General features: G+C 33.9%; 19 protein-coding genes. 6 read left to right on the plus strand and 13 right to left on the minus strand.

Features of this window, described 5'->3' with window-relative positions; all coding sequences use genetic code 11:
• Positions 1-26: 26 nt before the first annotated feature.
• Together H2O64_RS13035 and H2O64_RS13040 are read left to right on the plus strand one after the other, a co-directional pair.
• Entirely contained in the window at positions 27-806 is a 780-nt protein-coding gene (locus tag H2O64_RS13035; RefSeq protein ID WP_187562641.1) for an ATP-grasp domain-containing protein, read from the plus strand.
• Positions 807-883: 77 nt separating this feature from the next.
• The gene (locus H2O64_RS13040) at positions 884-1,315 is read left to right on the plus strand and encodes a hypothetical protein (RefSeq protein WP_187562642.1); all 432 of its coding nucleotides are present in this window, start codon (positions 884-886) and stop codon (positions 1,313-1,315) included.
• A gap of 77 nt (positions 1,316-1,392) precedes the next feature.
• Here the strand turns inward: H2O64_RS13040 and H2O64_RS13045 are convergent, their stop codons facing one another.
• Positions 1,393-5,007 (minus strand): T9SS type A sorting domain-containing protein, encoded by a 3,615-nt coding sequence (locus tag H2O64_RS13045; RefSeq protein WP_187562643.1) that lies wholly within the window; start codon positions 5,005-5,007, stop codon positions 1,393-1,395.
• Positions 5,008-5,216: 209 nt separating this feature from the next.
• Between H2O64_RS13045 and H2O64_RS13050 the strand changes: the two genes are divergently transcribed.
• Positions 5,217-5,582, plus strand: a complete 366-nt coding sequence (locus tag H2O64_RS13050; RefSeq protein ID WP_317173829.1) for a regulatory protein RecX — start codon at positions 5,217-5,219, stop codon at positions 5,580-5,582.
• A 69-nt stretch (positions 5,583-5,651) separates the two neighbouring features.
• Here H2O64_RS13050 and H2O64_RS13055 read toward each other — a convergent pair whose 3' ends face one another.
• The 9 genes from H2O64_RS13055 to H2O64_RS13095 form a co-directional block, all read right to left on the minus strand.
• Positions 5,652-6,518, minus strand: a complete 867-nt coding sequence (locus H2O64_RS13055) for a cupin-like domain-containing protein (RefSeq protein ID WP_187562645.1) — start codon at positions 6,516-6,518, stop codon at positions 5,652-5,654.
• A gap of 107 nt (positions 6,519-6,625) precedes the next feature.
• Complete coding sequence (bioB, locus tag H2O64_RS13060) at positions 6,626-7,738, minus strand: biotin synthase BioB (RefSeq protein WP_187562646.1); 1,113 nt, start codon at positions 7,736-7,738, stop codon at positions 6,626-6,628.
• A gap of 456 nt (positions 7,739-8,194) precedes the next feature.
• On the minus strand, positions 8,195-8,338 hold the full coding sequence (locus H2O64_RS13065; protein ID WP_187562647.1) for a class I lanthipeptide: 144 nt from the start codon (positions 8,336-8,338) through the stop codon (positions 8,195-8,197).
• A gap of 78 nt (positions 8,339-8,416) precedes the next feature.
• Complete coding sequence (locus tag H2O64_RS13070) at positions 8,417-8,557, minus strand: hypothetical protein (RefSeq protein ID WP_187562648.1); 141 nt, start codon at positions 8,555-8,557, stop codon at positions 8,417-8,419.
• Between the two features lie 478 nt (positions 8,558-9,035).
• Positions 9,036-10,649, minus strand: coding sequence for a tetratricopeptide repeat protein (locus H2O64_RS13075; protein ID WP_187562649.1), 1,614 nt, complete (start codon positions 10,647-10,649; stop codon positions 9,036-9,038).
• A 268-nt stretch (positions 10,650-10,917) separates the two neighbouring features.
• On the minus strand, positions 10,918-11,400 hold the full coding sequence (locus H2O64_RS13080; protein ID WP_187562650.1) for a hypothetical protein: 483 nt from the start codon (positions 11,398-11,400) through the stop codon (positions 10,918-10,920).
• A 107-nt stretch (positions 11,401-11,507) separates the two neighbouring features.
• Positions 11,508-12,941, minus strand: coding sequence for a flotillin family protein (locus tag H2O64_RS13085; RefSeq protein WP_187562651.1), 1,434 nt, complete (start codon positions 12,939-12,941; stop codon positions 11,508-11,510).
• 5 nt (positions 12,942-12,946) lie between these two features.
• Positions 12,947-13,525 carry a hypothetical protein gene (locus H2O64_RS13090; RefSeq protein ID WP_187562652.1) on the minus strand — a complete coding sequence of 193 codons (579 nt, stop codon included), beginning with the start codon at positions 13,523-13,525 and terminating at the stop codon, positions 12,947-12,949.
• 41 nt (positions 13,526-13,566) lie between these two features.
• Positions 13,567-14,724 (minus strand): beta-ketoacyl synthase N-terminal-like domain-containing protein, encoded by a 1,158-nt coding sequence (locus H2O64_RS13095; protein ID WP_187562701.1) that lies wholly within the window; start codon positions 14,722-14,724, stop codon positions 13,567-13,569.
• A gap of 172 nt (positions 14,725-14,896) precedes the next feature.
• Here H2O64_RS13095 and H2O64_RS13100 point away from each other — a divergent pair, with 172 nt between their 5' ends.
• Together H2O64_RS13100 and H2O64_RS13105 are read left to right on the plus strand one after the other, a co-directional pair.
• On the plus strand, positions 14,897-16,609 hold the full coding sequence (locus H2O64_RS13100) for a tetratricopeptide repeat protein (protein ID WP_187562653.1): 1,713 nt from the start codon (positions 14,897-14,899) through the stop codon (positions 16,607-16,609).
• A gap of 110 nt (positions 16,610-16,719) precedes the next feature.
• Positions 16,720-16,911, plus strand: coding sequence for a hypothetical protein (locus H2O64_RS13105; protein WP_187562654.1), 192 nt, complete (start codon positions 16,720-16,722; stop codon positions 16,909-16,911).
• A gap of 108 nt (positions 16,912-17,019) precedes the next feature.
• Here H2O64_RS13105 and H2O64_RS13110 read toward each other — a convergent pair whose 3' ends face one another.
• Positions 17,020-17,193: a hypothetical protein gene (locus tag H2O64_RS13110; RefSeq protein WP_187562655.1), complete on the minus strand. Its 174-nt coding sequence runs from the start codon at positions 17,191-17,193 to the stop codon at positions 17,020-17,022.
• 180 nt (positions 17,194-17,373) lie between these two features.
• On the opposite strand from H2O64_RS13110, the gene H2O64_RS13115 reads away from it, so the two are divergent.
• Complete coding sequence (locus tag H2O64_RS13115; RefSeq protein ID WP_187562656.1) at positions 17,374-17,808, plus strand: cytochrome c oxidase assembly factor Coa1 family protein; 435 nt, start codon at positions 17,374-17,376, stop codon at positions 17,806-17,808.
• Between the two features lie 5 nt (positions 17,809-17,813).
• Here the strand turns inward: H2O64_RS13115 and bioA are convergent, their stop codons facing one another.
• Both bioA and bioD read right to left on the minus strand, forming a co-directional pair.
• Entirely contained in the window at positions 17,814-19,079 is a 1,266-nt protein-coding gene (gene bioA / locus H2O64_RS13120) for an adenosylmethionine--8-amino-7-oxononanoate transaminase (RefSeq protein WP_187562657.1), read from the minus strand.
• A complete protein-coding gene (bioD, locus tag H2O64_RS13125; RefSeq protein WP_187562658.1) occupies positions 19,076-19,690 on the minus strand; it encodes a dethiobiotin synthase in 615 nt (204 codons plus the stop codon). The genes bioA and bioD overlap by 4 nt, the downstream gene beginning before the upstream one ends.
• Position 19,691 lies beyond the last annotated feature (1 nt).

Genomic DNA, 19,691 nt, shown 5'->3' on the forward strand with positions numbered 1-19,691 from the left:
ACTCATAAAAAATAGTACCCTATTCCATGCTTTTTCTAGTCCAATCTAATATTTATTCTGATCCTGATCACGACCGTATTTTTGAAGCGTTAAACGATCTCAATATTCCGTATGAAGCTATTGAACTCAATTCAGAAACGGAAGCAATCACAGTACAATCAAGTCGTACGGACGTTTTTGTATATGGTTCGGTGAAGCTAGCACGACTCGCGAAAACTAATACACATTGGAGTCCAGGTTCGTTTTACGGTGGAAATCATCAATATAAAATCTACGCGGAATATTATAAAGAGAATTTACTCAATTATGATGTGGAAATTTTCAAGTTTAAAGATACTATTACATGGAAACCAAGCGAACAGAAATTCATTAAACCGTATAAAGATGCCAAAATTTTCACCGGAAAAGTGTTTACAGAACTCAAATGGACTGATTTTGTACAACATTCACTAGAAAATCCAAGAACACCTTTATTGAATTCCGAATCATTGATTCAAGCGTCTATTCCGAAGGAAATTTACAAAGAAGCACGTTTATGGATTGTTGGCGGACAGATTGTAGCCTCCGTGTATTATAAGTTTAATGGTGATGTTGTTTTTGAAGCTGAAGTTGCTGAGGAAGGAATTGTGTTTGCTAAGAAAATGATTCAAATTTATGAAGTCGCAGAAGCATTTGTCATGGATATTTGCTTGACGAATTATGGCTGGAAAATTGTAGAAATTAATTGCGTTAATAGTGCAGGGTTTTACCCAAACCTCAACGTACAGAGTTTGGTAAAAGCATTGAATATTTATTTTTCAAACTAAAAACATTCGTGTATTATTAATTTTAATCTCTTACTTTGAGCACATCGCACAAACTTAGTCAGCCAATTGTCAATTCTATGAAAACACTTCTTAGAGGCAATATTCATTTCACAGAAAAAAGAGAAAAATGGACACTAGAAATTGATGCAAAGTGGAATAAGAAAATCAATACAATTACGATTAAAGCTAGAAAGTCCAATTTAGTTACTGATTTTTCTCCTTGTAAGTTATATAAATCGAACTTCTTTACAATCCTATCTTATGTATGGTTATTGAGGTCAGAATCCTATGGTTTTTCTGGTAAAAAAAGTGAGTTTTCAGAAATACTATTAGAAAGTGCTGCTACAATTCCGTTAATGGAAACCAAAAATCCTATTATAAAACTGGAAGGAAAGCATTTAATTTTCTCTGGCGGAATCCGAAAGAAAGATAGTAAAAGTCTATCAAATGTTCTTACTTTGGTAGATATGCTACTAAGTGAAATTGACGAAGCAGAACACAATCATTGAAAGATTATACTATTGAAAAAAGAGTTGTTATAGAAGCAAAAGGTTGTTTTGCTTCTATAAAGAGTTTATAAGTATTTTTATCGTGCTATTTTCTTCGTGAGTTTTCCTTTTTCTGTATCAATCACAACAATATAAACGCCTGAAGCTTGTTCGCGTAACGAAATCTTCTGATTCATATCAGTAATAGAAGCAATTTTCTTTCCTAAGATAGAATACACGGTTACATTATTAATTTGCGTTCGTGTACGTTGTTTGATTTCAAGTTCGTTGTTCGTATTTAAGTAAACTGCAAGATCATTTTCGTTTAAAACTTCATCTACACTTAACATAGAATTATTAACGAATTCTAATTGAAATCTGTTTGAAAAAACACCATCAGTGGTTGTAAATGTATAATCAGATTGCTTTAAATCGTGTGTGATATTTAATTCGAAATCTTTCAGGTATATGTTTGTATCCGTTGTGTTTAAAACGCCTTCTAAAGCATCTATACTAATGGTTATATCGCCCAAAATGTATGAATCATATCCTAATGGAATAATATCGTTTCCTGTAAAAGCTGGACGTCCTTGAATTCCGAATTCATCCGAAGCTTCTATTGAGTAAAAGCTGATATAGTTTGATCCTTTTAATCGCACACCATCGTACAATCTGTCTTTTTGCAACGTTGCATCCTCAAAGAAACCGATGAGTAGTTGACTAAAAACTCCATCAGGATTTGTCATATTTACCCAAATTCTATCTCGTTCTACCGTAGATGTTGTTGTGTTTTCGGCAGTATTCGGTCTGAAAAAATCATCATTACTATACGCATTACTTCGCATGCTATTGTTAAACGTAACGGTTCCTGCTGTGATGGCTTCCAAGAAAAATCCTTGTCCGGAAGCTATAAATCCCGTTGGTACGGTACTTCCACTCACGGATGCTGTTCCTATTCCACCAGAAACATTGTACATCGCGTAATCGTCTGTACTATAATTAAACGCAAATGGTCCTGGATTTGCAATGGAAACATCGTCGACATGTGTCCAGAAATACAAAGTTCCAGTGATGTTTGTATTGAATGTAATAAAATCGTCAGCACTAATTGCTGATGGGTATGGATTTCCAATAAGATTCCAGTCGTCGTCTGCATCAGTAGCATCCGCACTTAAATCAACAGCAGTTGTAATAACTCCATTATTGACAGCGCCACTAAACATGATAGATTCTGTTCTTGGAAATGTTCCTGTTGTTGGTCCCATTGCTGCATAACCAACTCCAAGAGCCATTGGAGTTGACGCCATTACTTGGCTCCAAACGTCGCCATTATCATCAAATTCATCATTGTCTAAATCTTCATAATTAGCCGCAATATAACTGTAAGCGTTGCCAATAGGCCAACCACTTAATGCTGTTCCAATTGTAGTACTTACAACTGGAGAAGACCAATAGGTAAAATCGTATTGCTCAAAAGATGTTGTTGTTTTTGCTACGTTTATGATTCCTGTTCCGTTCAGCGTAACGTTTCCAGCATCTTCAACCATAATTAATGAACCTTCATGATTGATGTTCATAATTCCGGTAGTATTTACTGTTAAATCGTTTTCAATATCTACATACGTAGCACTTGGAATTGTCAATGTAACGCCGCTATCAATTGTTAATGAACAAACGATAAGATCGCCATGCGTAGAAGCATTGTAATCTCCCGATAGAGAAACCTCACGAGATCGATCAGGTGTTCCATTACTCCAAATAGTACCATTCCAAGTAGTAATACCATCTTCGTGTTCGCCTAAGTATGGGTTTGTTCCAACTACAGGATTTTCTACTTCTGCATCTGTAAATTCAACCCATTCATTGGGATCCCAAGTGGTTGCTGGACCTGAAGTCGTACATGAGTTACGCACAAAGCATCTTCTATCGCCCCAGAGTGTTCCGTCTCCAATAACATCTACTCTATTTGCCCACGTACTACTATCATTTGTTGTACTTATAATAACTATATCATCACCACTAAATAAGCTTGCGCTAGAAGCAAACTCAAAAGTAGGGTTTCCATCATATCCTATTTCGCCTGGTGAAGCATACGCAGGTAATACAGCTGTATCATGTTTGTATCGTCTGACTTCATCAATAGCCATGTCTGTTGAAATCAATACATTGTTATTGAAAGATGGTGAACCTGCATTGGATGGATCTGCGGAAGGTGGAGCATCTGCATCTGCATTGTTTAATACTACAATGTAATATGTATTTGCAGGAATGATAGCGCCACTTATATTTTTTACTTCAATCCATTTATTAGTGGAAGAACCTTCATAATATTGTGTAATCATAATGTCTGTTGATAGTGCCGCATTTATGGTTAAGATTCCTGAATTATAGGTTACAGCATCCCAAAAATTTCCCATGTTATCAGCTAAGATTCCACCATACGTAAAATCACTACTATTAATTCTAAAACGTGATGCGTAGTAATATGTCCCAGCTATTAATGGCGAGCCAATTTCGGCTGTATATTGATCATTGTTTCCAACATCAGTATCATACGTTGCTGCTACCCATGTCCAACCAGTACCAACACTCGGATCATTATCCGTAGTATTGTACCCAATCCAAGCTTCTACATTAGCACCTTGCCCTGCTGCATCTGTAATTCCTGGTTCATATACTTGCGCATACACATTAAATGTATCGCCTACTGTTGTGGTTGCTATTTTCGGAAAATCTACATTACAAAAGTCTGCCGTATCTGGATTTACTGTTAGTTGTACAGAATCACTACTCCAAACCCCACCAGAACCTCCATAGGTAAAGTTGCAACTATTGAGTCTAAAACGACTTGCATAGTAATAGGTTCCAGTAGCAAGTCCTGAGCCAATTTCTGCACTAAATTCATCATTGTTTCCTGCTTGCACATTAAATGTTGCTGCAACCCATGTCCAACCTGCTCCAACACTTGGATCATTGTTCGTGGTATTGTAACCAATCCATGCTTCTACGCCTGTACCAGCGCCTGCTGCTTCTGTAACTCCTGGTTCATATCCTTGCGCAAATACTGTAAGATTATCGCCTACTGTAATGGTTTGTGAAGTTATAGGAGATTGTACATTTGCAAAATCGACAGCATCTGTACAGCTTGAAACTACAGTTCCGTTGACAACAATATCATTTCCTGTTCCTTCAAATCCTCCAGAACCTCCAGTAGCTTCTGCCCAACCATATATTCTGTAGGTTACGGCTGCTGTATTTCCTGTTTGGTTTATTGAAAATGTAATAATTTGTGTACTAGAATTGTCTAAAACGGCCATTTCTGCATCAATATTAGCAGCATAGCTATCTAATGAGCTTCTTACAGCGATTCCTCTTAAACCCGTATTTGAACGTTGCACATTGAAAACCATCGTTGTAACATTGAACTGAAAACCACTATTTGGTGTAATGGTAAATTCCATATAATCATTTCCAGAAACAGCATTTGATATATTAGTTACTGCCCATGAAGTGGCATTAAATCTGTTTCCATTGTTAGAGGCTGTAAGTCCTCCGCCTCTTGTTATTGTTGAGTTAGATAGGTTTACATCATTAGAATTTGATGTTGCTGAAGCTTCATTTCCTGCTAATCCATTGAAGTCAAAAGTTAGTATTTGACTATTTCCTGCTAAGCACGTAAGAAAAAAGAAGATTATGGGGGTAATTTTTTTCATACTAATGTATTTTTTAAACCTACAAACATAATGAATAGTTAGTCAATAACAAGCATATAAAACTTGTTTCTATCAACAAATAGTTATTCTTTTGTAGAATATTTATGGAAAAGAAATCGTATTCCGTTAAAGAGGCAAAATTAAAGATACAAAATTTTTGTGTCTATCAAGATCGCTGTCATAAGGAAGTTATTGAAAAGTTACGGCAAATGAATATGATTCCTGAAGCAATTGATGTAATTGTTTCCGAATTGATTCAAGATAATTTTTTGAATGAAGAACGTTTTGCACAAAGTTTTGCAAGAGGCAAGTTTCGAATTAAAAAATGGGGACGCGTACGAATTGTGAGAGAATTGAGACTTCGAAATATTTCAAAGTTTGTTGTTGATAGCGCACTGAAAGAGATTGACGCATCTGAATACCTCAACACTTTGGATGAACTTGCAAGAAAACGCAATGCAGCTGTAAAAGAGACCAATTCGTTTAAACGAAAGAAAAAAATTGCAGATTATTTATTGTACAGAGGTTGGGAAACACATTTAGTGTACGAGAAGATAAATGAGTTGGTGAAGTGATTGATTTGAGTTTAGAAGTTTAGAAAAATAATTCGTCATTTTCAATAGTACTTCATTTTTTAAGTAAAATTAAATTCCGTTCTTTTGATGTGTTCTTTTGATGGCTTGCTCATTTTTCCAATCAATCCATTTTTGACCTTTGAATCTTCGCATTAGATTGTCGTATTGCCTCATGAATAAAAAGTTATATAATGCCTTCCCTACATTTATTGGGTTTCTGGTTATAGATCGCAAACTCATGGAGAAACCTGGTGTTAGGTATTTCATGTAGTGCCAATATCCTTCTGGCATGTATAGTATATTTCCATGTTCCAACTCTGTAATGTATCCTTGTGTGTGTTTTAGCGCTGGCCATTTTTCAAAGTCGGGGTTTGAAAAATCAATGTCTTCACGAACGATTAATGAGTGTGGAATTTTGTAGAGAAAGTCGCTTTGTTTTTGATCAAATAGAATGCATTGTTTTTTTCCTTCAAAGTGAAAGTGAAGAATGTTTGAGAAATCAATGTCATAGTGCATAAACGTATGCGAATTGGTTCCGCCAAAAAAGAGCATTGGTACTGATTTGAGTAGTTTTAAACCAAGGTTTGGCAGCGAATAATCGTTTTGTAATGATGGTACTTCTTTAAAGATATTCCACAGAAAGATGCGATATTTTGTCGGTTCACTTTTGAGTAAATCTATATATTCCGACATTTTCATTTTTGCATGTGGCTCATTGAAATCTTCTTTGTAATCTACAGGCCTATCGTCATATAAAGGTACTTCTTTGTCGCCTGCAACTTCTTTCATGTAGTCCAAACTCCATTTACCATACGCTGGCCAATCTTCAATAAAATTCTCTATAACCACTGGTTTTTGTGGCTTGTAGTAGTTTTTTATGAAGTCTTTTTTGGTAATTGTTTTGACTCTTGGAATTTCTTGCAGATTCAATTTCAATATTCTAACGTTTATCTAGCTAAGTTAATAAATTGTTGCGTAATTAGAAATTTTGAGCAAAAAAAAAGAGCTTAAAAACAAGCCCTTTTTTATTATTATTTTGGCACTTATTTATTGCTTTTTTCTAATACTGCTGCTTTCATTTTTTCTTTCGCCTCTTCATTCCTTTCTATGGTATGATCTGGTCGTGACCATTTTGGTTTTTCACCTAAAGCTTGGTATTCCGAGTTTTCTGCTTCTACAGTTTGTGGTTGCGTCTTTTTTGTAAACGGTTTTTGAGTATTTAATCCTAACATTTCAAACATTTTCATGTCTTCATTCACGTCTGGATTTGGTGTTGTTAGCAGTTTGTCTCCAGCAAATATTGAGTTTGCGCCAGCAAAGAAACACATTGCTTGTCCTTCTCTACTCATGTTTGTTCTTCCAGCGGATAAACGTACTTGCGTTTCTGGCATTACAATTCGGGTAGTAGCTACCATTCGAATCATTTCCCAGATTTCTACAGGCTTTTCATCTTCTAATGGCGTTCCATCAACAGCAACTAATGCATTGATTGGCACAGATTCTGGTTGTGGATTTAGTGTAGCTAAAGCGACTAACATTCCTGCTCTATCTCCTACCGATTCTCCCATTCCAATAATTCCTCCACTACAAACCGTTACGTTTGTTTTTCTAACATTGTCAATGGTTTCTAAACGATCTTCGTATCCACGTGTAGAAATGACTTCTTTGTAATATTCTTCCGAAGAGTCTAAGTTGTGATTGTATGCGTATAAACCTGCTTCGGCTAAACGTTGTGCTTGATTTTCTGTCACCATTCCTAGTGTACAGCAAACTTCCATATCTAGTTTGTTGATTGTACGTACCATTTCTAATACTTGATCAAATTCTGGTCCGTCTTTTACATTTCTCCAAGCTGCGCCCATACATACACGAGAGCTTCCTGATGATTTTGCACGTAATGCTTGTGCTTTTACTTGTGAAACTGACATTAAATCGTTTCCTTCAATATCTGTATGGTAGCGTGCTGCTTGTGGGCAATAGCCACAGTCTTCAGGACATCCACCTGTTTTTATAGAGAGTAATGTAGACACTTGCACTGTGTTTGGATCGTGATGCAATCTGTGTACAGTAGCTGCTTCGTATAACAATTCCATGAGTGGTTTGTTGTAAATCGCAATGATTTCTTCTTTAGTCCAATTGTGTCGAATGTTGTTCATAAAAAGATGTATTTGAGACAAAAATAGTTATATCCATTTAGATTCTCCTTCTGTAGCGTCTAAAATATCAATTTTTAATTTTCCTGCAATTTGCTTGACAACTATGAATGCATCTTCTTTATCTATAGTTGCGGATGCTTTGATGTGATGATTTCCGTTGAAAAAAGATGAAGGATTGTGATATCATTTTTTATAGTAGCTGTCGTACGCAATGTTTTTACTACTATTGATTCTGTTGTACTAAATACAGAAATATATTTAATAGCTGGTAATCCTTTCCATTTTACAATTCGGAGTCCAAAAATCTCTATTCTTTTTATTTTTAAATAGTTTGTTTTCGAGGATTTAGTTCAGTAAAATAAAGCCCTTTCAGGTTTTAAAACCTGAAAGGGCTGAAATTATAAAATTAATGAAATGATCAGAACTTCTTCCAACCATAACTGACCGAAGTACGTTTTAGAACGGAGAGCATGAAACTGCTCTGCTACAACTAGGTCTAAAAGTTCCTCTACCGCCTTTTACGTGATCTAATTCACTGAATTTAAAAACAGAAATTGCTTTTTTATTAAGACTCAACGATTTAAGATTCTTTTTTTTCATGGTATTGATTGTTTAAATATAACCTACTCTATTAAAGGTTTTCGGCTTTCCCTTAGAATATAAACATGTTAGTAATGCTTAGAACATATGACAATCGCCTCTTCCAGGCCAAGTTAAACAGTACCAACCAGTGATTCCTCCTTTTACTTTTTTGTACTCTATTTTAGAAATGGATTGTTTTTTTAATTCTAGAGTTTTTAATTTTAATGATTTTTTCATGGTGTTGATTGTTTAAATTAGATCCTACTCTATTGAAGGTTTTCGGCTTTCCCTTATGAATATAAACATGTTAGTAATGCTTAGATTTGAATACTAATGTCAATCATTTTTGGATTATAAAAAACATTCACATCGCGAGATTAAAGAAAATAGGGTATAAAAAAAGTCTTGTGAAAAACACAAGACCTGAAATTATATGAAGTACATTAATTGTTACTTAGGATCAGACGGACAATGTAGTCGAAATGTATTGACATCGAAATCAGTAGGAATGCTTGAACCTCCTTTAATATTCTGCATAACTTCTAGGTTGATCTTTGCTATGAGTGTTTTTTTAAGATTAATTTTTGTTGCTGTTTTTTTCATAATTGGGAAAGATTTTAGTTTGATTATTTTACACTAAATATATATGCTCCTTGAGAATTAAAGAAAAAGTAACGCCCTATTTTAAAGAAAATCGGGTGTTACTTTTTAATTTTTATAAAACTTCCATTTTGTTTAATTCTTTTATATAATATGATGGATTTAACCCAGTTTTGTTTTTAAAGTGTTTCACAAAAGAATCATCGCTTTTGTATCCGAGTTCTGTTGCGATTGCTTTTACTGAAAATGATCTGAACTTTTTATCGTTCTTCAACCTGTTTAAAACATATTCAATCCTCAAATCATTGATGTAATCATTAAACGTTTTTCCTTTATAATTATTAATTATTTGAGATAGGTACGTAACATTTGTTTTTACTTTTTTAGCAATAGATGACAAGCTACAATTAGAATTTAAAAAATATTCTTGGTCTTCTAGTTTTTTTAATCGTTCAATTATTTCTTTAACAGTAGTATCATCAATAGCGATATATTTTATTTCATTTTTAGATTTTTTAAAGGCTGTTGTTTTTTCATTTTCTTCTAAAATTGATTTTTTTTGAATCAGCGCTTTGAAAGTTGCCTTGTTCGCTTTTTGTTTTTTTATGTATAAGAATAAGATCAAGAAGAAAGCAAAACTGGCAATTATAATTCCCCATAGCATGTAACTCATTCGTTGTTTATCTTCTTTTCCTTGATTTTGCAATGCTACAATTTGCAGTAAAAATGTTTCACTATCTTGTTCATGAAAGGCGTTTATAGCTTTGTCTTTCGTAAGCCTTGAACTGTCTTTTAGTTTTATTACTGTATTTAGTGCTATGTTAGATTCTTTATAGTTTCCCTTTTTCGAGTAACATTTAGCTAATAAACTATAGGTATCTATGACATTATCTTTTTCTAAATCTTCATCTTTTAGTAAAGCAATAGAATTTAATAAATACTCAATTGCATTGTCATACTTTTCAAGATCGTAATAACAAAGCGCTAAAGAATAGTTCGTGTTTACTTTAGGAAAAAAAGAGTTTGCTACATGGTTTTCTTTTAGGATTGTTTCTGCCTTGTGCAAATACAAAAATGCTTGCTCCCACTTTTTTTTATGCCGAAAAAACTTTCCTTTTTTAATGTATAAATCTAAAAGACCAGCTTGATAATTTAGTTTTTCAGCTAATGCAATTCCTTTTTCTAGATGAGGCAACATAGAATCATAATCACCTTGCGCCATAAAAGCATCACAAATCGTTGTTAGTACTTTAACATGATTCTCTTTGTTTTTAAAAGATGCTTTATCAACTAAACTTAAAGCATATACAGAAAAGTCAACTGCTTTATCTTCTTTATTTATGAATGGTAGAAACGCAATTAAACCAGAATACGCAATCAATTCCTGATCTACATCTTTATTCTTTTTAGCAATTGTTAATGCGTTATAATACGCTTCTATTGCCTTTTCATTTTTCCAACTATAGAGGTATGATTTGCCTAATTTTATATAAGATCTGAATAATAGGCTATCATGTTGCATCTCTTTGGCAATCTCAATAGCTGCTATAAAATAGGAGATACTTCTTCTGTAATTTTCCTTTTTTTGTAGTTCACTGCCAATGTCTATCTGTTGCTGTAATGTTATTGTTTTATCATCTTGAAGGTTCTCTGAATTTATTGGTTTTTGTTGTGAATATGAAAAAGGGGCTATTAAAAGGAAAAAAATTCCTAATAAAACCATCCGCATCACTAACCGTTTTTTATATATCATACACTAGAAAAAGATAATTGAACTTTCCTCATTATGTAAATATACTAATTAACAACAGAGGATTGTAATACAAAAAATCCACCTTCGCGCGGATTTTTTATTATTCTTAAAAGTGTTTATTTTTCCTTTTAAATATTCTGGCAAGTCTATTCCTGAGATGAATTTTTGTTATAAATCACAAGATTTCTTCTTTAGTCCAATTGCGTCGAATGTTGTTTATAAAAAGATGTATTTACAAATACAGTTATATCCATTTAGATTCGGCTTCTGTTGCATCTAAAATATCAATCTTTAATATTCCAGCAATCTGTTTTGCTATTTTAAACGCATCTTCTTTGTCGGCTGTTGAATATGCTTTGATGCGATGATTTCCGTTGTAGAATAAATTTAATACTATAATATCATTTTTTACAATTGCTTCCGCAGATAGGACACGTACTGCAACTGCTTCTGTTGTACTAAACACAGAAACGTATTCTATTTCAGGTAAATCGTCCCATGATCCAAAACGAAATCCAAAGACTTCTGTAAAAGTTCTGTACTTCCTAATTTCTAAGTCAATTTCAGATCCATCTTTATTAAAAAAGAAGATAGACATTCCACAAAAAATCATTCCAAATAGACTTCCAGTTACAATCCAAGCTATTCCCATAAAGAAGAAGGCGATTCCAAAAATAGATCGCATGAAATGTACTTTCCGTTTGAATACAATTTTATTATTATTCATTCTAATAGTTTAAATTTAAGCTAGGTATTTTATTTTGTATCATCTCAACATGAAAGCGTAGAATAAAAAAATCCGCTCAGTGGCGGATTTTCTTAAGTTATAAAGATTTACTTTTCTTCCGTATCGTTTGATTCTGTATTTTCCAGTGCTGATATTTCTTTTACAATATCTTTTCCTTTTAAATATTCTGGCAAGTCCATTCCTGCCATGTTAAACATTTCTTGTAAAGGTGGAACTGCTTTGTACATTCCTGAGATGAAATTCGACGTAGATGTTTTCCCATCTTTTCCTCCGCCACCATTTTCCCAAACAGTAACTTTATCAATCTTGATATTTTTGATTGCTTCGGCTTGTGTTTTCACTAATTCTGGTAATTTGTCAGCAATTAATAATAATACTGCATCTTTTGGACTGTTTCCAGCTGCTTGTACAATTTGATCTAAACCTTGTGCTTGCTTCGTTAAGACTTCATATAAACCTTGCGCTTCTGCTTGTGCTTTGAATAAAATTGCATCTGCTTCTCCTTTTGCTCTTCTACGGATACGTTCTGCTTCTGCTTCAGCGTCAATTTCAACTTTCTTTTTGTCAATTTCTGCAGGAACAATAATATCTGCCATTTGAGAAGAACGTTCTCTTTCTGCTCTCGCTTTTTCTGCTTCACGTTCTGCTGCGTACGATTCTTCTAATGCTTTCGCAGATTGTACTTTCTCTGATGCAATTGCCACACGTTCTGCTTCTGCTTCACGCTGTCTTCTTAAAGAGTCTGAGTTTGCAACTGCAATTTTTGCGGTGTTTTCACCTTCTACTGCTTGTGCATTTGCTGCTGCAACTTGTGTTCTTTCATCTTGTACTGCATTTGCTTCACCAATAGAACCATCTCTGTTTTTCTCTGCAACTGATTTACGAGCTGCGTTAATTGCATGTGCAGCTGCTTCTTTACCAAGTGCTTCAATATATCCTGATTCGTCAACGATATCCGTAATGTTTACGTTGATTAGTTTTAAACCTACTTTCTTTAATTCGGTTTCAACACTTTGAGAAATATTTGTTAAGAATTTATCACGATCATTATTAATTTCTTCAATATCCATCGATGCCACTACTAAACGTAACTGACCAAAGATAATTTCCTGTGCTAATTCTTGAATTTCGTTTTGACCTAATCCTAACAAACGTTCGGCTGCATTTTGCATAATGCCAGGTTCTGTAGAGATACCAATGGTAAATCGAGAAGGTACGTTTACACGAATATTTTGCTTACTTAAGGCATTGACTAAGTTCACTTCTATTGAAATAGGTGTTAAATCTAAGAATTCATAATCTTGAATTACTGGAATGATGAATGCTGCACCACCATGAATACATTTGGCCGATTCTCCTCCACCAACTTTTCCATAGACTACTAGGATTCTATCCGAAGGACAACGTTTGTATCTACGAATAAATACTGTGATTAATATAAAGATAAATAGAACTGAGAAAATGATTCCGATTACCGGTGCAAAATCACTCACTGAATTTTGCAATAATAAGTGTGTCATATAATTTATTGATTTAATGGTTGTACGATTAATATTCCAGTTCCTGTAATGTCTTTAACTTTGACTACAGTTCCTGTTTTTAAAGTTTCTTCACTGTCTGCCAATGCATCCAATTCGCGTAATGCACCTTGAATATTGACATGTACTTTCCCTATTTTAGAACGATTAGCGCCTATAGTTAGATAGACTTCTCCAACATTCCCAATAGCGTTTTCAAGTTTTAAGGTTCCACTACTAACTAATTTGTTGATGTAATAGAGTAATGCGCCCATAATGAACATCATAATGAGTCCTGCAATAGTAGAAACCAATATGGTTACTCCTTTTCCAAATCCTGCATCTAAGCATGAAATTCCTGCCCAACTAAAAATGGTAAAGAATGCAACTAGATTTTTAAAAGAAAAGAATTGAAATCCAATTCCTGTATCGCCTTCTATTTCGGCGTCTACATCACCATCAACTCCATCGGCATCACCAATTAAAAATGTAGTGATAAGTACGAATACAAAAATTGTAGATGAAATTCCGGCAATAATCCAATAGAATTTTTCAAAATATGTCAATGCTGAAAACCATTCTTCCATAGCGTACGATTTTAATTGTTAGTTTTTATTTTTTTGAAATTTTAGTCTTTTGTAAGCAATACTGAAACCGCGTTTCCTCCAAACCCAACCGCGTTCACTAAAATCTTGTTTAGTTGTTTCGGTTGATTCTCATCGTTAAGATAAGGAATTGAAATGAATTGTTGGTGTTGTATCATTAGTATTGCTAATTCTATACTTAACATTCCTGAAGCTCCAAATGTGTGACCAATCTTCCACTTATTCGTAGTAAGGTTTGGCATTTCGTTACAAAATATTTTTTTTATTGCTTGGTATTCTGCCAAATCACCTTTTATTGTTCCGGGTGCATGTAGTACAATAACATCGACTTCTTTTGGCGAATGTTTCCCTAATGCCATGCGCATCGATTTTTCAAAACAGATCCCTTCTGCTGAGATTGATGTATTGTGTTTTAGAATTTCAGTAGCATATCCGATTCCTCTGATTTTTGCCAAAGCGTTTGCCTTTTCGCCTTTTTCTATACAAATTGAAGCAGCACCTTCACCTAAAATCATGGTGTTTCGGTTTTTTTCCAAGTCTAATGACAAACATGGATATGCTGTTTCCTTTTTTGCGTAAATGTGTAATGCTTGCATTTGCGCAATTGTAAATGGTGTTAACGGTGCTTCACTTCCGCCTACTATAAATGTTGAAGCCATTCCAGCGGCAATCCAAGCAATTCCATTCATTAATGCATGCAAAGCTGTGGAACAGGTAATGGAATGTGATATTTGCGGACCATTTGTTTGCAAATCGTGTGCAACCCATGACGAAATATTTCCCAACGTTGTTGTTGGCGAACTTAAAGTTTGTGCATGCTGATTTTCTAAGAAATCTTTGTGATATTTTTCAAATAGTGTAGTGGCACCTCTTGACGAACCTATATTAATTCCAAAATCATTTTCATCGTTCCAACCTGCATTTTTTAGTGCAATTCGCGAAGCTAAGATGGCATATAAAACACTATTATCTAGATTTTTATATTTTGAATTTGAATTTTTTAGTGTTTGAATTTCTCCGTATGCCGATTCTGAAAGTGGCGCTGTCAATGCACTATTATTTTCAATTTTTTCTGTTAGAAAACAATGTGATTTTTTTGTGTAGTTTTTCCAAATCTCTGCTTGTGTACTTCCTAATGGAGATACAGAACCCAAGCCCGTTATAGAAATACAATCCTGCATCATAATCATACTAAATTAAGAGTGCTAATATCGTAAGAAATGTGATGATTTGCTAACATTTGCGAGGCTGTTTACATGTAAGTTTAGGATCGTTTATGATACTTGCTAAAAGTTACTCGCCAAGTTTTATATTTTTTCTAGTATTTTTAAATCCTAGTTTAAAAAATTGCTGATGGTTATTCGAATACAAATGCTTGCCTTATTGTTTTTGTTGATTCCTTTTTTTGTTTTAGCAGAGAGTAAAGATTCTATTGCTGCTTTTAAAGAAAAAACACTTTTACAGCAACATACTTATCTTCAAGAACGATTATATACCACAAAAGAGATTCAAGATTTTATTGCAGTTTTTTCAGATCAAGCAATTGCTAAAAAGGACACCGTTTTTATCGCAAAATCTTATTATTTTAACTATCGCCTCTATAGAAAATCTAAAGTGTATTCAAAAGCACATGCTGCAATTGACAACGCTATTTCATTAGCAAAAACGAGTCAGAATGATTCCTTGTTAGGTTCTTTTTTTCATGCAAAAGGCGCTACTTTTTATATACAATCAAACTATACTGATGCATTGAATTATTATTTGAAAGCGTATGACATCATGCGAAACAACAGTACTATTGATAGTAAATTAACATTAGAATTTGATATTGCAACCATCAAATTGAAAGCGAATAAAACATCCGAAGCTTTGCAAGGTTTTAAAAAAATTATCCATGCGTATGATTCGCTGCTAACATTAAAACCTGATTCGCAATTTTTAAAGATTCGATTTATAAAAATGTTGAATAATACTGCAAAATCATACACTGATGAAGGCATGTATGAAGAAGCTATTGCTTTGTATTCAAAAAGCTTTTCACTCAATGAAACTACAGATTATATTTCAGGAAGATGTATCGCTATTGGCGGAAAAGGAAATGTATATACCGCGCAGAAAAAATATGATCGTGCTATTCCAATTATTGATGAAGCACTTGCGATTTCTACCTCAAACAACGATTTAAAACTTATTACGCCTTTTTTATTATTGGATAAAGGTAAATGCTATTTTGGGTTGAAACGTTATGAAGAAGCATTGCAATCATTGACTGAAGCAGCTCGAATTATTGAGAAAGAAAAGCTGAGTTTTATGGGTCTGGACGAAACGTACCAATTTTTAGCGAAAACATACGTGCAATTAGGGAATCATGAAAAAGCAACTGCTATATACGATCAGTATATTGAGCGAAATAATTTTAGTACAACCAAACGATTTGAGCTGTATCAAACCATTTTTGAAGATTATGATCTAAAGAATGTAGAACACCGTGCAGACAAAGCAGAAGAAACATCTAACTTGTTTAAAAGTTATTTTACGCAAACTATTGTAATTGCTGTATTACTTGCATTTAGTGCGATTGTATTTTTTGTATACTACCGAAATAGACAAAAGCAGAAATTAGCAAAGTTTCACAAATTGATTTCAGCATTAAAAGCAAAAGAAGCGACAACAAACGAATCACAATCTACTGGTTATGACTATGCATTATCTGATGAAAAAGCTTCCAAAATATTAGATGATTTGGCAATGTTTGAAACCAAATTATCTTTCCTTGATAAGAAATACAATCTGACAACCTTAGCCAAAAAGTGCAATACCAACTCTAGTTATTTGTCACAAGTGATTAATACACATAAAGGAAAAACGTTTTCAGAATATATGGCGGATTTAAGAATTAGTTATGTACTAAATGCTTTGAAAAACGACAAAAAATTACGTTCGTACACTATTCAATCTATTGCGGAAGAAATAGGCTTTAAGCAGTCTGAATCATTTTCAAAAGCGTTTAAAAAACGAACTGGTTTCAATCCATCTTTTTACATTAAAAATCTTGAAAATCTTTAAGTTATGGTTTCCAATTGTAATCTATTTTTATAAAAATCGATTATAAATATTGGGATTCTAAGGAATAAATAACTTCCTTCACACTATTAATTAACTCTAAAACTTGTATAATGAAAAGTAAACTTTACAAAAAATTATCTCTTAAAAAAATTACAATTTCTACACACCATATTTATGGAGGTGGTGGAGATGAACCAAGCAAATCTAGTGCTTTTCACGAACCAACAGAAGGACCAGTCCTAGTACCGATAGAAGAAGAAGATCCTGCAATGATTAGTGATAATCATTATAGCTGTATTTAATATAAGTAAAATTCTCCGAGGGTTTCCCTCGGAGTTTTTATAACGTACGTTTCCAAATCTTAAGCTATTAAAGCTGATTTACAAGGAAGCACTTCAAAGTTCGCTAAACTATAGACAAATACACCAACTCGCTGTATCTGCTCTAGAAGGAGCTGGACATAAACATAGTCCTCCAAAAAATGTTTTAGTTTCTCTGTCGAAACCTCCTATAACTTCAACTTTTTGTAAATTAGAAACAGACTTTTTGTTTAGTGACAAGTTTTTTAAATTTTGTTTTTTCATAATGGTAAAAATTTTAAATTAGTTATAACCCAAAACTACACCCAACTTTCGCTTTACACAAACACACTTTTTCCATTTTTATAAAAATCGACCTTGTTTTTATAAAAACCGTGTAGCTATAACTGTAACATTTTCTGTATTTTAGACACTTGTTTACTGTACTTTTTAAAAAACTAACTTATGAATCAACTAGAAGCACATTCACGTCAACAACCTCGTAAAAATTGGTGGCAACGCAATTGGAAATGGTTTGTACCCACAGGATGCCTTACGCTTATTGCGCTGTTTGTCGTTTTTATTATTGCCATTTTCTTTACTGTGACTTCTATGATGAAAGAATCTACACCGTACATTGAATCGTATCAAACGGCAGCAACAAATTCGTATGTAATTGATCGTTTAGGCGAACCTATTGAACAAAAAGGAACACTTCAAGGAAATATTTCTATTACAAATAATGATGGAGAAGCTAATCTTACGATTCCAATCAGAGGTCCAAAAGGGAAAGGAACTATTCATGTAATTGGTTATAAATACAACGGAAAATGGTCGTACGATAAAATGGCTATTTTTATTGATGCATCGAATGAAACTATTGATTTGTTGGAGGAATGATTTTTTTAAAGCTCCTCAATAGTTTCCCAAATTGCCGTGTATATTTTTTGCAATTGTACGTCTGTAGTAATGTATGGCGCTAAGATATAAATCGTATTTCCAAGCGGACGCAAACAAACGCCTTTATTCATAAAAGAATTGAATAGCTTGTCGCGCAAGTTTCCGTAACGCTCCATTTCAATGTTTAGATCTAATGCATAAATTTGCCCTTGCTGACGCGTATTACCTACTTTTGGATGTTTTTTTATGTCTTCATCAAATACTTTGTGTGAAGCTTCAATTCGTTTTAAATTTGCTTGTATTTCATCTGATTGCAACAATTCAATTCCTGCAATTGCTGCACTACACGCTATTGGATTTCCAGAATAGGTATGTCCGTGAAAGAAGCCTTTTTTCATATCATCCGCATAGAAAGCATCGTATATTTTTTGACTGCAACTCGTAATTGCCATCGCAACCATTCCCGCAGATAATGCTTTGGACAGACAGATAATATCTGGCTTTGTTTCTATATATTCCGAAGCAAAGTTTTTACCCGTTTTTCCAAAACCTGTCATTACTTCGTCCGCAATAGTGACAACATTATGTTCGTTTGCAATTTTTAAAATTTCATTGATATGTTCTGCTTTGTGCATTTGCATGGCTGCTGCACCTTGTACCAAAGGTTCATAGATAAATGCTGCAACTTCGTGTTCGGTAATGAGTTGTGTAAATAATGCTTTTACTTCGTCTAAATTTTCAGCATTCGGCACCGGAATTCTTGATACATCAATAAAAAATTCTTCAAAAGGTCCATTGTAAACTGATAATCCTGAAACCGACATCGCGCCAAATGTATCTCCGTGAAAACCATTTTCTAGTGCAATAATTTTTGTTCTTTTTTCATCGTGATTGAAATGATATTGCAACGCCATTTTTATCGCAACATCAACCGCAGTGGAACCATTGTCCGAGAAAAATAGTTTTTCTTGATTGTCAGGTAATATTTCAATGAGTTTTTCAGAAAGTTCTATAGCTGGCTTATGCGTGAATCCTGTGAAAACCACATGATCTAAGGTTTCCATTTGCGCACATACTTTATCGATGATATATGCGTTGCAATGTCCGTAAACACAGGTATACCATGACGAAATTCCGTCAATGTATTCGTTGTCGTTTTCATCATATAAAACAGCTCCTTTTGCTTTTGTAATCGCAATATGATTTGGATGCGATTTGTGTTGCGTAAGCGGATGCCAAAGGTGTTTTTTATCTCTTCCTTGTAAACTCATGATAGCTTTTCTTTGAATAGTTCCGCGTATTCGCGAATTACATTTTGATCAAAATACGGTTCTTCATCAATTCGTCCAAGTACGGGCACATTCGTCATTTTTTTGATGATACTTTCGGTGGTTGGATGTTCTTCTCCGCTGAATAGAATAGAAACATGAAACCCTTTTTCCTTCAATAAATTTACCGTTAATAATGTATGATTGATGCTTCCCAAGTAATGACGCGAAACTACCACAACATGATATTCAGGTTTGATGATATCTAAAATTGTATGTTCATTATTTAGCGGGACTAATATTCCGCCGGCGCCTTCTATGACAAGATGATTTTTAGTTTTTGGTGCTGTTATCTCTTTTAAATCAATTGTCAAATTATCAATTTCAGCCGCTGCATGGGGACTCATCGGCGTATTGAGTGCGTAACTATTTTTGTGAATCTTCGTTTTTTTGTTTGAAATGTATCGCTCAATTTTATGACTATCCGAATTTTCTAAATCGCCAGCTTGTATAGGTTTCCAGTAATCAGCTTGCAAGGCTTCCACCAAGATTGCTGAGGCAACTGTTTTTCCAACTTCCGTAGAAATTCCTGTGACAAATATTTTTTTCTGCATT

This window comes from Kordia aestuariivivens (genome assembly GCF_014397005.1).
Taxonomy (GTDB): Bacteria; Bacteroidota; Bacteroidia; order Flavobacteriales; family Flavobacteriaceae; genus Kordia; species Kordia aestuariivivens.